We start from the raw sequence: 15,483 nt of genomic DNA, 5'->3' as shown, positions 1-15,483 counted from the left end.
CGCGGCCGCGTGCGGCTACGTGCGGCTACGTCACCCGCGCGTCCGACGGTTTCCGTCTTTTCCCCGCCGCCTTTTCGCCCCATGGTGGGCAGCGAGGATGAACAGCACACGAGCGAGCCACGGTCGCCGAGCGCGGCGTCTTTCGGTCGCCATCGCGGCGCTCCCGGCGCTGCTCGCGCCCCTCGCGGGCTGCGATGACCTCCAGCGCCAGCCGGACGGCCCCCCCGCCGACGCCGCGCCCACGGTCGTGCCAGAGGCCGGCGACGTGCCGCCTGCATCGGCGGCGCCGGCGCCGGAGCCGACCGCGTCCTCGTTCGCCGCCGCTTCCGCGCACCCGGCCGTGCCCACCGCGACGCCGAGCGCCTCGAGCGACGTCGTCGCGGGCGCGTCGCAGCGGTACGAGGCCGGCCCCTCGGTGATCGCGTCGGACAGCATCGACGGCGCCGCCCTGAGGAAGCGGCACGTCGCGCGGCTCAAGGCCGACGACTCGCCCGTCACCGTGCTGCGCGGCCAGGGGCCCCTGGAGCTCGGCAAGCGCATCTGCGAGGCGGTGGTGCCCCGGCGGCCCGCGGCGACTCCCGTGCTCCTCAAGCCGAACCTCTGCGGGTTCGACAGCGTGAAGGACCCGGCGAAGCACAAGGGCGACGACGGCGTGACCGGCCGCGTCACCCAGCCGGAGTTCGTGCGCGGCGTCGTCCAGTGCCTCAAGGCGCGCGGACACACGAAGATCACGATCGCCGAGGGCTGCGGCCACTCGCACAAGTTCTGGAAGGACCTCGCGCAGCGGACCGGCTATGAAGCGATGGCCGCGGAGGAGGGCGCCGCGCTCGTCGCGATGGACGACGACGGCGTCTACGACGTCGCCGGGGACAGGCCCGGAAAGCCCCTCGCCATCGCCGGCATCCAGGCGACCCGCGTCCCGACGCTGCTCATGCCGAAGGTGCTCGCCGAGCACCTCGATCACGGGCTCTTCCTCTCGCTCCCGCGGCTCAAGATGCACAGGTACTCGGTCATCTCGGCCGGCATCAAGGGCATGCAGGGCACGGTGATGCTGTCGGACAGCGCGCCGGCCTACAAGCAGAAGTGGAGGATGCACCGGGAGCTGAAGCAGTACCTGGACACGAAGAAGCCCGGCCAGGAGGACCGCGCGCTCTACCTCTCGTCGCTCCGCGCCTTCGCCGAGCGGATGGTCGACGTGCTCGAGATCTCCACGCCGGACGCGGTGCTCGGCGACGGCGCGCCGGCGATGGGCGGAGACGGCTTTCAGGTCCTGCAGCCCACCGCGGAGATGGTGGCCATCGGCGGCACGAACCCGGTGCGCGTCGACCGGGTGGTGGCGGAGTTCATGGGCGTGTGGAACAGCCCGGCGCTGGCGCGCGAGCTCGGCGGACACCGGACATCGCCGCTCATCGAGGCGGCGGCGAAGCGCTTCGGGCTGGATCTCAAGGCGACCGCGATCACCGGAGACGGGGCGGATCTCCTGAAGAGCCCGAGGCCGGTCCACTACAAGGCGATGGCGCCCTTCCGGCTGGACTGGGAGCCCGGCCAGGCGCCCCCGCCCGGCGCGAAGGCGTCCGAGCCCGCGCCGCCCGCCGCGGCGAAGGCGCCCGAGGGCCCGCCGGACGCCGGGCCGACGGCGCCCGACGGCCCGCCGGACGCCGGGCCGACGGCGCCCGACGGCCCGCCGGACGCCGGGGCCCCCGCCAGGCCGGAGGCGCACGCGCCGCCGCTGCCGCCCGGGGAGAAGGTCGCGATCGACGGGAAGGCCGACGACGCGGCCTGGAGCCGCGCGCCGGCCGTGTCGTGGGACACCGACTATGCCGGCAAGAGCACCGGAGTCCTGACGCGGGCGCGCTTCCTCTGGTCGAAGGAGGGGCTCTATGTCCTCTTCGAGCTCTCGAGCGCCGGGCTCAACACCGATCATTCGAGGCCCGTCGGCGTGGAACGGACCGGGCTTTACAAGGAGGACTGCATCGAGATCTTCCTGACGCCCTCGCCCGCGTCGCCGAGGCGGTATTTCGAGGTGGAGATCGGGCCGTTCGGCCATTACTTCGATATTGCGATCGACCGCGACGCGCGCCTGGAAGACACCGCATGGTCGAGCGGCGCGACGATCGCGACCCGCCGGAGCGCGCAGGCCCGCACGGCCGTCATCGAGGCGCTGCTCGCGGCGCCGGGGATCGTCAACGCCCTCGCCCCGCGCGCGCGGCTGCCCATGAACCTGTACCGGATGGAAGGGAAGGAGCCGCGCCGCTACCTCGCGTGGAGCCCGCCCCGCACGAGCAAGCCGAACTTCCATGTGCCGGAGGCGTTCGGGGCGCTCGTGCTCGATCCGTGACACGCTGGCGCGCATGCCGATCATCACGGGGATCGTCCCCTCGCCCGACAAGCCCGGCCACGTCGTCATCCTGGTCGACGGGGTCGCGTTCGCCACGGTCCCCGAGGCGAGCGCCGCGGACCTCGCGCCCGGGCAGAGCAACCCGGCGGGCTCGGCGGCGTCGACCCGGCCCCCCGGCGCGGGCGCACAAAAGACCGGCGCGGGCGCGCAGAAGACCTACGAGCGGGCGCTGCGGCTCCTGTCGTTCCGGGCGCGGTCGGCCAGGGAGCTGGAGAAGCGCCTGATCGAGAAGGGCGAGCCCCGGGAGCACGTGACGGCCGCGATCCAGCGGCTCATCGCGAACGGGCTCCTCGACGACGCGCGCTTCGCCGAGGCGAAGGCCCGCTCCGGCATCGTGGGCAAGCCGCGCTCGCGGCGCCGGATCGAGCAGGACCTGGCCCGCAAGGGCGTCGCGCGCGACGTGGCCGACGCGGCGATCCGACAGGTGATGGCCGACGAGGGGACTGACGAGCTCGCCGTGGCCGAGCGGGCAGCGCGCAAGAAGCTGCGCACCCTGGCGCGCCTCGATCCAGCGGCGCAGCGGCAGAAGCTCTATGCGTTCCTCGCGCGGCAGGGGTACGCCCCCGACGTGGTGCGCCGGGCGCTGCGCGCGGTGATGGACGTGCGCGACGCGCCGCCGCCGGACGGCGAGGCGGAATAGCGCCGCTGTCCTGCCGCGCTCGGCTCGCCCCATTCACCTGACTCGCACGGCGGGCCAGCGCGTCGGCCCTTCTCCGGCCACCGGCGCCACGCTACAAGGAGCCATGTCGTTCAAGCCGGATGGTACGCCGACGGATCGCGCGGACGCTCGGGCCGTCCTCGCCGGAGGCGGCGAGATGGGCGAGCGCATGCGCGCGTTCGACTGGTCGAGCACGCCGCTCGGCCCGGTCTCGTCATGGCCGCAGAGCCTCAAGACGTGCGTTCGTATCATCCTGACCTCGCGCCAGCCGATGTTCGTCTGGTGGGGCGACTCGCTCATCAACCTCTACAACGACGCCTACAAGTCGATCGTCGGCGGCAAGCACCCCGTGGCGCTCGGGCAGCCCGCGTCCGTCGTCTGGCGCGAGATCTGGGACCAGGTGGGGCCGCGCGCCGCGTCGGCGATGCGCCGCGACGAGGGCACCTACGACGAGGCGCTCCTCCTCATCATGGAGCGCCACGGGTACGAGGAGGAGACCTATTACACGTTCTCCTACAGCCCGGTGCCGAACGATCAGGGCGGCACCGGCGGCATCATCTGCGCCAACACCGACGACACGCGGCGCATCATCGGAGAGCGGCAGCTCGCGCTCCTCCGCGACCTCGCGGCGCAGACCGCGAACGCGCGCACGTGGGAAGAGGTGTGCACGCGCAGCGCGCTCGCCCTCGCGACGGACGCGAAGGATCTCCCGTTCGCGCTCCTCTACATCCTGGACGCGGACAGGCGGCGCGTGCACCTCGCGGGGGCCACCGGGTTCGAGCGCGGGCACCCGGCGGCCCCGGAGTCGATCGCGCTCGCGGAGGCGTCGCCCTGGCCGCTCGCCGAGCTGCTGCGCGAGCACGACGACTGCCGCGAGATCGAGCTCCCGGCGGGCGCGGGGGCCCTCCCGACCGGCGGCTGGCCGCGGCCGCCCGCGCGCGCCGCCGCGCTCTCGATCTCCCCTCCAGGCGAGACGGGGCGCGCCGGGGTCCTGATCGTGGGGTTGAATCCATTCCGCCTCTTCGACGGCGACTACCGCGGCTTCCTCCGCCTCGTCGCCGGCCAGATCTCGGCGAGCATCGCCAACGCGCAGGCGTACGAGGAGGAGAAGCGGCGCGCGGAGGCCCTCGCCGAGCTCGATCGCGCGAAGACCACCTTCTTCAGCAACGTGAGCCACGAGTTCCGCACGCCGCTCACGCTGATGCTCGGGCCGCTCGAGGACGCGCTCGCGTCCTCGAGAGGGAGCCTGTCGGGCGCCGACCTCGAGACCGCCTATCGCAACGCGGTCCGCCTCCTCAAGCTGGTCAATGTCCTGCTCGACTTCTCGCGCATCGAGGCGGGCCGCATCCAGGCGTCGTACGAGCCGACCGATCTCTCCGCGCTCACCGCGGACCTCGCGAGCGCCTTCCGCTCCGCGATGGAGCGCGCGGGGCTCGCGTTCGAGGTGGACTGCCCGCCGCTGCCCGAGCCGGTCCACGTCGATCACGACATGTGGGAGAAGATCGTGCTGAACCTCCTCTCGAACGCGCTCAAGTTCACGTTCGAGGGGACCATCGCGATCTCGCTCCGCGCCCACGGCGATCGCGTCGACCTGACCGTGCGGGACACGGGGACGGGCATCCCGGAGCACGAGCTAGCGCACCTGTTCCGGCGGTTCCACCGCGTCCAGGGCGCGCGGTCCCGCACCCACGAAGGGTCCGGGATCGGGCTCGCGCTCGTCCACGAGCTCGTCCGCCTCCACGGCGGGGCCATCCACGTCGCGAGCAAGGTCTCCGAGGGGACGACGTTCACGATCTCCCTCCCGCGCGGGACCGCGCACCTCCCCCAGGACCGCGTGAACGCCCGGCGGACGCTGGCGTCGACGGCCACGGGCGCGGCGCCGTACGTGCACGAGGCGCTCCGCTGGCTGCCTGGCGCGGAGGCCGGCGAGGGCGTCCACGTCGCGCCGGCGGGGCTGACCTCGCCGGCGGACGCCGCGATCGAGGCGGTCCCGGCGGCGCGCATCCTCCTCGCGGACGACAACGCCGACATGCGCGAGTACGTCGGGCGCGTGCTGCGCGAGCGCTGGACGGTCGAGGCGGTGGCCGACGGCGCCGCCGCGCTCGACTCAGCGCGCGCGAGCCCGCCGGATCTCGTGCTCACCGACGTGATGATGCCGAACCTCGACGGCTTCGGCCTGCTCCGGGCGCTGCGCGGCGACGAGCGCACGAGGAGCGTCCCGGTGATCATGCTCTCCGCGCGCGCGGGCGAGGAGTCGCGCGTCGAGGGGCTCGAGGCGGGCGCGGACGATTACCTCGCCAAGCCGTTCTCCGCGCGCGAGCTCGTCGCGCGGGTCGCCACGCACCTCCAGATCGCGCGGCTGCGCGCGGCGGCCGAGCGCGAGCGCGAGAAGCTGCACGACCTCTTCATGCAGGCGCCGGTCCCCATCGCGGTGTTCGTCGGCCCCGAGCACCGCTACGAGGTCGCCAACCCCCCGTACTGCGAGATGCTCGGCCGGCAGGAGATCGTGGGGAAGAACGTGCGCGAGGTGTTCCCGGAGCTCGGCGAGCACGAGGTGATCGCGACCCTGGACCGGGCGCTGAGGAGCGGCCAGCCGCTGCGCATCACCGAGCTGAACATCCCGATCCAGCGCGGCGGGGTGGCGAGCGACGCCTTCTTCAACTACGTGGCGCAGCCCATCCGCGACCCCTCCGACGCCGTCACGGGCGTCATGGTGGTCGCCTTCGAGGTCACGGATCAGGTCCTCGCGCGGCGCCACATCGAGAAGCTGAGCCAGCACCGCGAGGAGCTCATCGCGGCGCTCGCGAAGACGAACCAGGAGCTCGACCAGTTCGCCTACGTCGCCTCGCACGACCTCAAGGCGCCGCTCCGGGGCATCGCGAACCTGTCGGAGTGGATCGAGGAGTCGCTCGAGGGCAAGCTCGAAGCCGAGACGCAGGAGCACATCCACCTCCTGCGCGGGCGCGTGCGCCGCCTCGAGACGCTCATCGACGGGATCCTCCACTACTCGCGGGCGGGGCGCGTGCGCGGGGACGCCGTCAGCGTCGACACCGGCCAGCTGCTCGCGGAAGTCGTCGAGCTGCTCTCGCCGCCCCCCGAGGCCCGGGTCGAGATCGCGCCCGGGATGCCGACGCTGGTCACGGAGCGGGTCCCGATGCAGCAGGTGTTTCAGAACCTCATCAGCAACGCGCTGAAGCACGCGCGCCGCGGCGACCCGCGCGTCGAGGTGACCTGCACGGACGCCGGCGAGTTCCATGAGTTCGCGGTGAAGGACAACGGGCCAGGCATCGCGCCCGAGTACCACGATCGCATCTGGGGTCTCTTTCAGACCCTCGAGTCGCGCGACAAGGTGGAGGGCACCGGGATCGGGCTGTCCGTCGTGAAGAAGATCGTGCAGAGCCGCGGCGGGAGCGTGTGGGTCAGCTCCCACCCGGGCGCAGGCGCGACCTTCTTCGTGCGCTGGCCGAAGCGTGTGAAGGAGGAGGCGTGAGTGCGCGAGAGTGACCGTGAGGACGCACACGCCCGGACACCTTCTCCCCGAAAATTGACGAGTTCAATTTTCTCCTTGGCTTGAAGCCACGCTGTCCGCATACTCGCGATCTACCAAGTAAGGTGGCAGTACACTCGCTCATTCGATGACGAGCGTGCTCCGCCCGACAGGCGGCACCTCGGGCGGCAGCGCTCATTTTCGTGGGCCGCGGGCTCGCCCGGGCCAGGGGGAAGCAGCGGGCCTCGGGGGGCTCGGGAAGCGTCCTACCCCGGCTCGGAGCGCGGCGGGCTCACGGGTGCGCCGGGGGCCAGCGCTGCAGCGCCGCGCCGCGACAGCGCGGCTCGCCGACGGGATTCATCACATGCGGAGGGAACATGCTCGAACAGCTCGCTCGGATCTCTCGTTTTCTGGCGCTCCCCCTCACCGCGGCCTCGCTGGCCGCCGTCGGCCTGGCGGGCTGTAGCACCGCCGGCCCCGACGCGTCGGAGGTCGAGCAAGGGGGTGTCTCGAACGTGCTGATCGACGCCCAGAGCGTCGCGCGCCTCGCCCCTGGAGAGCGGCTCTCGGTCGACCTGCGCGCGCGCGACGTGGTGGCGCACTTCGCCTTCGACGGGCTCGACTTCGGCCGGGTCGATCTCGACTTCGGCGATCAGGGCAAGGCGCCGATGGCGGAGGTGATGGAGCCGCTGTTCTCGCACCCGTACAGCCCGCTCGAATCCCAGGAAGGCCGCTTCGTGATCACGGCAGATCCCGCGAACCTCCCCGAGCTCACCGCGGACGACATCGCGGCCCTCGAGGTGGAGCGGATGATCGCGCGGGAGCACGGGAGCCGCGCGCCGAGCGCGCAGCCCCAGTCGATCGACGACTGCGTCGAGCAGACGATCTACTTCTACGTGGACATCGTGCTCAACGAGACGGTGCAATCGGTCCTGTGCGCGCACACCATCGTCGTCTGCGGCTCGACGACGTGCGACATGCAGACGCACAACGGGCACGATTACCTGTTCTGCGACGGCCAGGAGTCGTGGAGCGACGCGAAGGCGACCTGCGCGAGCCAGGGCATGAGCCTGGTGACGCTCAACGACGCGGCGGAGGAGGCGTGGGTGTCGGGCGCCGCCTCGGCGTACTCGACGCAGAAGTGGTGGATGGGCATGAACGACAGGGCCTCCGAGGGCTCGTTCGGCTGGGACAGCGGCGAGCCGGTGTCGTACAGCAACTGGTACGCCGGCGAGCCGAACAACGTCGGCGGCAACGAGGACTGCGGCCAGCTCAACCGGTTCTACCCGGAGCTCGGCTGGAACGACGAGCCCTGCTCTCTGCACCTGCGCTTCATCTGCGAGTCCGACTGACGGCGCCGCCGGGGCCTCCCGGTTGACGCGGGCGCCGCGCCGTTCGAGGGTGCGGGCATGCATGCGCGCCGAGAGTCGCTGGAGCCGTGGCTGCGGAGCTTCATCGCCGAGAGCGGCGGTATCGCCGGCACCGTTCACCTCGTCGAGGGGGACGCGCTCGCGCTGGCCGCCGCCGTGAACATCCCCGAGAAGGTGCAGGAGGTCACGCGGGTGGTCCCGCGGGGCAAGGGGATGGCCGGGCTCGCCTGGGAGCGCGGCCAGCCCGTGCAGACGTGCAACCTGCAGACGGACTCGTCCGGCGACGTCCGGCCGGGCGCCAGGGCTGTCGCGGCGCAGGCCGCGGTGGCCCTGCCGGTGCGCGACGCCGCGGCGGGCGTGCGCGCCGTCGTGGGGATCGCGTTCGCCGACGAGCGCGAGCTCGACCAGAAAGAGCTCGCCAGGCTCGCCCAGGGCGCGGGCGCGCTGCCGGCCTGACACCGCCGCTCCGCGCGCGCCGCCGCGCCTGGACACCCTGGCTCCGGGTGGTGCTGTCATTTGAACATGAAGGCGAAGGCGGGAAGAAAATCTCAATGATCTTCCCGCCTTACCGCCTTCATGTGAACCCTCTCTGGGCAAATGACAGCACCACCCGGCTCCGGGCGCCCCGGCCCTTGTCTTTCGCGGCGCCGGTGCGACGATGCGCGCCTTCCCATGGAGACGAACGGCAGCAGCGCGCCGGAAGCATCCCTCGATGATCCGCTCGAGCCGGGCTCCCGGCCGCACGTCCGCCTCGAGGCGCTCGTGCGCGGGGCCGCCCACGGGCCCTCGAGCGAGCGCGCGCTTGCCGGGCCCGCGGGCGAGCGCGCGCCCGCGGGCGACGGCGCCGCGGGCGAGCCGCTGGCGGCCAGGCTCGCCCGCCGCACGGTGCGCGGCGCGCTCTACGAGCCCGGGCCCGAGGAGGGCTATCTCCGGTGCACCGCGTGCGCGCACCGCTGCGTCGTCTCCCCGGGGCGCGCGGGCGCGTGCGGGGTCCGCTTCGAGCAGGACGGCGAGCTCCGCGTCCCGTTCGGCTACGTGGCGCGCCATTACGTGCGCTCGGTCGAGACGAACACGATCTTTCACGTACGCCCCGGCGCCAGGTCGCTCACCTTCGGGATGTTCGGGTGCGACCTGCGCTGTCCTTATTGCCAGAACTGGAAGGTCTCGCAGGCGCTGCGCGAGCCGGAGGGCGACGGCGAGCCGATCGACATGAGCGCCGCGGACCTCGTCGACCTGGCCGTCGCGGCCGGCTGCGAGGTGCTCGCGAGCGCCTACAACGAGCCGATGATCACGGCCGAGTGGGCGCGGGCGGTCTTCACCGAGGCGCGGCGGCGGGGGCTCGTCACGGCGCTCATCTCGGACGGCAACACGACGCCCGAGGCGCTCGCGTACATGCGCCCGGTCGCGGACGTGTTCCGCGTCGACCTGAAGGGGTGGAGCGCCGACCAGTACCGGACGCTCGGCGGCCGCGTGGAGCCCGTGCTCGCCGCGATCGGCGAGGCCCGGCGCCTCGGCTACTGGGTGGAGGTCGTGACGCTCGTCGTCCCCGGCTTCAACGACAAGGAGGCCGGGCTCCGCGCCCTCGGCGCCGAGATCGCGCGGGTCGACCCCGACATCCCCTGGCACCTCAACGCCTTCTATCCGCGTTACAAGATGCGCGACCGCGCGACCACCGACCCGGCGTTCCTGGTGGATGTGGCCGGCGTCGCCTACGCGCGCGGCATGAAGTACGTCTACGTCAGCAACGTGGCCGACAGCGTGCGCGAGCTCTCGCATACCCGCTGCCCGGGCTGTTACGAGGTGGTGGTGCGGCGGTTCAACTACGAGACGCAGGAGGTCCTCCTCTCCGGCGGCGCGTGCCCGTCGTGCGGGACGCGCGTGCCCGGCCTGTGGGGCCCGGCGGCCGCATAGCGCTGCCCGGCCGGGCGTCCCGCGTTGACCGCTGCCGGCCGGGCTTCCTGCGCCCTCCGAGGGCGCGACCCCTCCCCGCCCCCGGACGTGTTGCCGGCTGGTTTCTGCGCCATTACCACCCGACACGCGGTCCGGGTATCCACGCGTCGCGCGGCACAGCCATGTTGCGTCCGGACCAGATCCATCCCGCTTCAGGAGGGTTTCGCTGCCGAGTCTGACCGGTCAGGCGGATTACCTTGCTTGCGGGCCACCACGATTGCCCTGCTGGCCGGCAGGACCGGGCTGGCTGGCCCACGCTGGACGCCCCGAGGAGCGCTCGATTCGACCGCTCCGCTGACCGACTGGCCGGCCTGGCCGGCCAGTCCAGCTGGCCGCTCGGCCGGCCAGGCCGGCCACTTCAACTGCCCAGTACAGCTCAGAAAGTTCGAACAACAATGTTTGCGCTGGCGTGACCTATGGTAATTTCAGAGCATGTCATCGCCCTCTGAACGTCTCGCTCAGATCCTCACGGAAGGCCGGTTCGTCGCGGCTCGCGAGCTCGGCGAAGAGAGCGCGGCGGCGCTCCACACGCACGCCAAGGAGAGGTATCTCGCGCTCGAGGCGACGATACCCCGGCTCCACAGCAGCATGGATCGCAGGCTCTTCGAGCTCGGCCCGCCCGTGCTCGCGATCTACCAGGCGCTCCAGCACGACCTCGGGGTGGACCGGGCGCCGGCCCTGCGCCTCGCGGAGGACATGCTGCTCGCGTTCTACCGCAAGCAGCGGAGCCGGCACCCGTTCCTCGGGGCCGCGATGGATGTCGTGTCCCGGCTGCGCCCCGCGCGGCACCTGCTCGTGAGGAGCACGCCCGCGCGCGAGCCGGGCGGCTCCCGCCTCGACAGGACCGGCGGCGCCGGCGCGCTCCGGGCCGCCGACGTTCGCGAGTGTCCGCTCGTGACCTTCGCGCGGCGGCACGGCCTGCCGGAGGTCGTCGCCATGATCCGCGACCTCGACGACCTCCAGGCGAGAGAGCGCCACGGCGCCGGGCTCCCGCGCACGGGCACGCTCGACGCGGGCGCCGCTCGATTCGACTTCCGGTACGTGATGGCGAAGAAGTAACGCCCTCCTCCGGCGAGGCCCCTCCCGGGTCCCCGCGCCTCCCCGGCGCGCAGCGCCGCTGTCTCCGCCTGCCTTCCTCTCTCTGCGCACCCCTCTTCACCACTCCGGCGACCACTCCGGCGCGCCGTCCTCGAGCGAGCAGTCCGGGTCGGGCGGCTGCGCGCAGGCCTGCGCGCACACGCCGTCAGCGCCGCAGTGGTACTCGGCGCAGTCGGGATCGACGACGTCGGGGCCGACGTCGCACGTCGCCTCGCAGCGGCCGTCGGCGCGGCAGGGGTTGTCCGCCTCGAACTCGTCGATCGTCGGCTGGATGAACCGGGAGATCTGGTCGAGATCCGTGCGCGCCTGCACCCCGTCGAGGGTGCAGGGGTCGTCGCCGAACGAGGTCACGCCCGCGTGGCGCTCGACGCCCCACCGCACGAGGAACGCCGGACCTCCGGAGTCGCCGCTGCACGTGTTCATGGCGGGGACCTGGTAATAGAACTGCGTCGCGTTGATGGTCCCCGGCGTCCCCCCGACCCGGGCGGGCCCGACCGCCAGGATCGGGAAGGTCACGACGCGGCGCGTGCCGAACCCCGTCCCGGCGACGCCGTCGGAGACCCCGTAACCGACGAAGGTGTAGTCCGGGCCGATGTACCAGCCGTTGTTGTCCATCGACTCGCGCAGGAGCGGCGCAGGCTGCACGGGCGCGTCGCTCTCCAGCTTGAGGAGGGTGAGGTCGTTCTCGAGAGTGGCCGGGTCGTAGCCGGGGTGCCGCTTCGACGCCTCGATCCGCGCGCTCACGGCGCGCCGCCCGAGGTTCGAGCCGAAGTAGACCCGCGACAGCCCGCCATAGCAGTGTCCCGCCGTGATCACGGTCCGCCGCGAGATCACCGTCCCGCTGCAGAACGCCCGGCTCCGGGTGCCCACGCCCACGACGTAGGCGTGCGCTGTGTCCACGGCGCCTCCGACGATCCGTTGCCGAGACGTGAGCAAGGGTTGCTCGCCGTCGTCCCCGGCCACCGTATCCGCGCAGCCGAGCGCGCCGAGGCACAGGATCGCGAACAGGAGAGCATTCTTCATACTGCTACCTTTCCGTCTAGAAATGATGTCTAGAGCGGCCGTGACGTGAGGGTGCGCACAGGGTTGCGCCGCTCGGTTCCGTCGGTGAGCGGAGGGCATAACAAGCGTGGTGCCAGCGCCACGCGCGGTGAGCCCCCGAGTCGGACCCGGCGCGGCGGGAGATCTGGAATGACCGCTGGAATGGCGCGCGGGTGGGAGGATCTCGCCTGCCGCCGGGATGGCGGGGACGTTCACGATGGGAGACGGCGGGGCGCCCCGCCGAGGGGCGCGGCGCGCGGCCACGAGGAGGCGCGAGGAGGGGAATCCGTGGAGCGGCGGGGCGGAGCGCGGGCGGCGGCGGGGCGGCGGCAGGGCGCGGCGGGGCGGCGGCGGGGCGGCGGCGGGGCGGCGGCGGGGCGGAGCGCGGGCGGCGGCGCCGCGGTCGAGGTATCCGCCCGCGCCGGGGGGCGCGGCGTCAGGACGTCGGCGTCGCTCGAGCGGCCAGGGCGCTGCGCTCCGCCATGCTCGCGATGTAGACGCGGTTGAGCTCCCGGCACGCGGGCTCGCGGACGCCGATGGCGACCTCGATCCCGGCGCCCTCGAGGAGGGCCACGCCCTTGCCGGAGACGAGGGGGTTCGGGTCGATCATCCCGATCACGACGCGCCGGACGCCGGAGCGGAGGAGCGCGTCGGTGCAGGGCGGCGTCCGGCCGTGGTGGCAGCACGGCTCGAGGTTGACGTAGAGCGTGGCGCCCTCGGCGCGGCCGTCGAGCTTGCGCAGCGCGTCGACCTCGGCGTGGGCCAGCCCGGCCCGCTCGTGGAACCCCTCGGCGAGGAGCTCATCGCCGCGCACGATGACCGAGCCGACCATCGGGTTCGGCGCGGTGCGCCCCGCGGCGAGCGCCGCGAGCTCCAGGCAGCGGTCCATCCAGCGCAGGTCGAGGTCGTTCACGCCGGCCTCGGGCCGCGGCGGGCCATGTAGGGGCGGCTGGCCTGCCTCGCCGCAACATCGCACAGCATGCTTCCGCCAGTATAGCGGAGACCGCCGGGCGGGGAAGCGACCGTGAGCGAGCTCGCCCGTTCGTCGGGGTCGCGGCTGCGGCGCCACGTTCGGCGGGCAGCCGGCTCACCCTGGGGCGCGTCGCGTCGGCAGCCTGACCTGGAGCGCCGGCGAGAGGGGGTGGCCGAGGGTCGCGGGGGTCGGCGGGGGGAGGCATCGTCGACCGCGGAGATGGGTGCGACCCATGCTGTGGTGGAGGAACGAATTTCCAGTGACGAACCGTCGGGATCTGTCGGATGCCCCGGGATTTGGGGAGAGTGTGACGACGGATCGCACCCCCTCGGACGGCATGGATCCAACCCGGGCCGCACGGTTAGGGCCCGGACGTGGGGAGCTCGCCATGACCGATCCATCGCATCGGGCCGCGGTCTTCGCCTCGCTCGCCAGCACCTGCGCCGTCGCCGTTGGGGATGACGTGGCGGCCCGGGTCGTTCACGAGGCAATCGGTCGGCTGCTCCGGCTGCGGGTGTCACCGGAGGGGTGAGCAAGCTTGGACCGAACGTCGAGCCCGCCGCTCGCGTTGCCGAAGCCTTGCCGCTCGCCAGCGCCCGCAGGCTCTGCTGAGATCGCCCGCGCGTGGTGGTTGCGTGCCGGTAGGCATTCAACAGTCGGATTGCTTCGGTCGACCAATCGACTGATAGTTAGAGGCACATGCTAGATCCCTCTGTCAAATGGTCCCCCGACCGACTCGATGCCATGCTTCGTGAATGGCCATCCACCGGGCACGCAGTAGCAAGGTGGATTGGAGCATACGCGATAAAGGCGCCAGACGTCGGCGTTTCCTGGGTAAGGTCCCGCGTGATGGACCAGTCTCTCCACGAAAACGTGCGGGCGCAACTCGGATGCTCCCTGGCCGTGGCCGGGCTGATGGACGAGGCTATGGCCGCGTTCGCGAGCGCGCTTCTTCGGGACAGCAATTGCGCCTGGACGCGCATGTGGGCTGCCGAATCGCTTGGTGGCCCCTGGGGCGTGCCCTACCTGGACGTACTCGTCGAGAGCCTTCGAGATCGCAAGGTGCACTATTCCCTCTGGGCCGCTTACAGGGTGGCAGACTTTGCGTTCGGAGCCCTCTCGAAAATCCCTGACACGCGAGCAGCAAAGGAGCTCCGCCAAGCGGTCGCGCAACTTGAAGCAGAACTCCACGCCGACGACGAGGAGCTTCGCGCGCTGGCCACGTTTGCGCTGACGCGGCAAGGTCATCGAGCCGCGCTGCATCAACTACGCATCCTTGCTCACAACAACGAACAGGCGGAAGATCTGCTTCATGAGCTTGATAGAGTCGAGAACGACCGTGCACTTGGACGCATCTAACGAATAGCTTTTTCGCGGCGGCGGCGCGGCGCTCGCGAAGCGAGCGGTGTGCCGACCGGCGTTAAAACGCTGGTTGAACAAACGTGCCCGGACGGCAGCAGCAGATGACTGGGGATTTCACGCCGGCGGAGGCACGGCGGCACCCCCGCGAGACGGGTGCGACCCATGTTTTGTTGGAGGCACGTCCACCGGGAGACGGGTGCGACCCATGTTTTGTTGGAGGAACGAATTTGCGGTAGCGAACCGTCGCGATCCGTCGCTCCACCCGAGATTTCGGGGGCACCAGACCGCCGATCGCACCCGTTCGGAAGGCATCGACCCAGCCCGGGCCCAACAGCCGCGTCTTGTCGGGATGAAGAGCCAACGCGAAGCGCTGAAATCGATCGCGCATCGCGTCGAGAAACTTCACGGCATCCGGCTTGTGCTGGAATCCAACCAGGAGGTCATCGGCATAACGCACCACAATCACATCGCCGCGCGCGTGCCGCCTTCTCCACTGCTGAACCCAGAGGTCGAAGACGTAGTGCAAGTAGATGTTCGCCAGAAGGGGCGACACCGTCGCTCCCTGAGGGGACCCCTGCTCGCTATCCGGCTCTGCGTCCAGGGTGCGTTTTGCTCGTCCGTGTTCCCCTTGGCCATGCCCCTTCCCTCGACCCCCTCCGCAGCGGACGGCTCCGCATCGTTCGAGGCCTTCGTCGGTACTACGGGCCTGTCCGACTTCCGCGAGTCGTGCATCATCGGCGCCCGGCCTCCGGCCTTCCCGATGCGGCCCGCGGCACCATCCGCCGGGGGCGACTCCCGGATCTCCCGGTTCTCGCGCAGGGAGAATCCGCACGTGCAAGGGGTCTCGTGCCCTCTGCGTACGCTCCCCCTCGCCAGCTGGCATGATGCCATGCTCGTCCGGCAGGGCGGCTGGCGGCGCGCGCGCCGCGAGGTGCGCTTGGTACACGCTTGTGCCGGACGAGGGGCGGAGACGACCCTATAGAAGAATCGATGGGCAGCGAGGTTAGCTGCTCGAAGAAGACGCGACAACATAGCAAGGCTGGCTGCCCGAGCGTCGGGCCGGCCACCTCATCGAGCGCTCTCCGCGGGCGCGGGACAAGCTCGACTGCCGGGCTCGCCGTGTCGGCGACATCGATCTTCTGGGTG

Annotated in this window: 10 protein-coding genes and 1 pseudogene; 8 read left to right on the top strand and 3 right to left on the bottom strand. The window is 71.6% G+C overall.

The genetic code is table 11. The features are described 5' to 3' along the window. Positions 1-97 precede the first annotated feature (97 nt). The 7 genes from WME85_RS02095 to WME85_RS02065 all read left to right on the top strand — a co-directional run bounded on the left by WME85_RS02095 (position 98) and on the right by WME85_RS02065 (position 10,922). Positions 98-2,338 (top strand): DUF362 domain-containing protein, encoded by a 2,241-nt coding sequence (locus WME85_RS02095; RefSeq protein ID WP_437834843.1) that lies wholly within the window; start codon positions 98-100, stop codon positions 2,336-2,338. A gap of 13 nt (positions 2,339-2,351) precedes the next feature. Further along, entirely contained in the window at positions 2,352-3,038 is a 687-nt protein-coding gene (locus tag WME85_RS02090; RefSeq protein WP_437834841.1) for a regulatory protein RecX, read from the top strand. 103 nt (positions 3,039-3,141) lie between these two features. After that, positions 3,142-6,546 carry an ATP-binding response regulator gene (locus WME85_RS02085; protein ID WP_437834839.1) on the top strand — a complete coding sequence of 1,135 codons (3,405 nt, stop codon included), beginning with the start codon at positions 3,142-3,144 and terminating at the stop codon, positions 6,544-6,546. Positions 6,547-6,920: 374 nt separating this feature from the next. Next, entirely contained in the window at positions 6,921-7,895 is a 975-nt protein-coding gene (locus WME85_RS02080; RefSeq protein WP_437834837.1) for a lectin-like protein, read from the top strand. 57 nt (positions 7,896-7,952) lie between these two features. Continuing rightward, positions 7,953-8,369, top strand: a complete 417-nt coding sequence (locus WME85_RS02075) for a GAF domain-containing protein (protein WP_437834835.1) — start codon at positions 7,953-7,955, stop codon at positions 8,367-8,369. 216 nt (positions 8,370-8,585) lie between these two features. Next, positions 8,586-9,824: a radical SAM protein gene (locus tag WME85_RS02070; RefSeq protein ID WP_437834833.1), complete on the top strand. Its 1,239-nt coding sequence runs from the start codon at positions 8,586-8,588 to the stop codon at positions 9,822-9,824. A 471-nt stretch (positions 9,825-10,295) separates the two neighbouring features. After that, entirely contained in the window at positions 10,296-10,922 is a 627-nt protein-coding gene (locus tag WME85_RS02065) for a hypothetical protein (RefSeq protein WP_437834831.1), read from the top strand. A gap of 96 nt (positions 10,923-11,018) precedes the next feature. Here WME85_RS02065 and WME85_RS02060 read toward each other — a convergent pair whose 3' ends face one another. Both WME85_RS02060 and ribD read right to left on the bottom strand, forming a co-directional pair. Beyond that, on the bottom strand, positions 11,019-11,984 hold the full coding sequence (locus WME85_RS02060) for a S1 family peptidase (protein ID WP_437834829.1): 966 nt from the start codon (positions 11,982-11,984) through the stop codon (positions 11,019-11,021). Positions 11,985-12,438: 454 nt separating this feature from the next. Beyond that, positions 12,439-12,915: a bifunctional diaminohydroxyphosphoribosylaminopyrimidine deaminase/5-amino-6-(5-phosphoribosylamino)uracil reductase RibD gene (ribD, locus tag WME85_RS02055; protein WP_437834827.1), complete on the bottom strand. Its 477-nt coding sequence runs from the start codon at positions 12,913-12,915 to the stop codon at positions 12,439-12,441. Between the two features lie 909 nt (positions 12,916-13,824). Between ribD and WME85_RS02050 the strand changes: the two genes are divergently transcribed. Continuing rightward, on the top strand, positions 13,825-14,334 hold the full coding sequence (locus tag WME85_RS02050) for a hypothetical protein (RefSeq protein WP_437834825.1): 510 nt from the start codon (positions 13,825-13,827) through the stop codon (positions 14,332-14,334). Positions 14,335-14,665: 331 nt separating this feature from the next. On the opposite strand, the pseudogene WME85_RS02045 reads toward WME85_RS02050, so the two are convergent. After that, a pseudogene (locus tag WME85_RS02045) lies at positions 14,666-14,920 on the bottom strand (reverse transcriptase domain-containing protein); the annotation flags it as partial. Positions 14,921-15,483 lie beyond the last annotated feature (563 nt).

It is taken from the genome of Sorangium sp. So ce1153 (assembly GCF_051521595.1).
Classification (GTDB): domain Bacteria; phylum Myxococcota_A; class Polyangia; order Polyangiales; family Polyangiaceae; genus Sorangium.
The sequence above is the reverse complement of the archived record's forward strand: the minus strand, read 5'-3'. Positions and strand labels throughout refer to the sequence as shown.

Bases quoted from the DNA above. Each gene is read 5' to 3' on its own strand.
- WME85_RS02080 (WP_437834837.1), top strand. From the start codon at position 6,921: ATGCTCGAACAGCTCGCTCGGATCTCTCGTTTTCTGGCGCTCCCCCTC.
- WME85_RS02095 (WP_437834843.1), top strand. From the start codon at position 98: ATGAACAGCACACGAGCGAGCCACGGTCGCCGAGCGCGGCGTCTTTCG.
- WME85_RS02075 (WP_437834835.1), top strand. From the start codon at position 7,953: ATGCATGCGCGCCGAGAGTCGCTGGAGCCGTGGCTGCGGAGCTTCATC.
- WME85_RS02085 (WP_437834839.1), top strand. From the start codon at position 3,142: ATGTCGTTCAAGCCGGATGGTACGCCGACGGATCGCGCGGACGCTCGG.
- WME85_RS02060 (WP_437834829.1), bottom strand. From the start codon at position 11,984: ATGAAGAATGCTCTCCTGTTCGCGATCCTGTGCCTCGGCGCGCTCGGC.
- WME85_RS02065 (WP_437834831.1), top strand. From the start codon at position 10,296: ATGTCATCGCCCTCTGAACGTCTCGCTCAGATCCTCACGGAAGGCCGG.
- WME85_RS02090 (WP_437834841.1), top strand. From the start codon at position 2,352: ATGCCGATCATCACGGGGATCGTCCCCTCGCCCGACAAGCCCGGCCAC.
- WME85_RS02050 (WP_437834825.1), top strand. From the start codon at position 13,825: ATGGACCAGTCTCTCCACGAAAACGTGCGGGCGCAACTCGGATGCTCC.
- WME85_RS02070 (WP_437834833.1), top strand. From the start codon at position 8,586: ATGGAGACGAACGGCAGCAGCGCGCCGGAAGCATCCCTCGATGATCCG.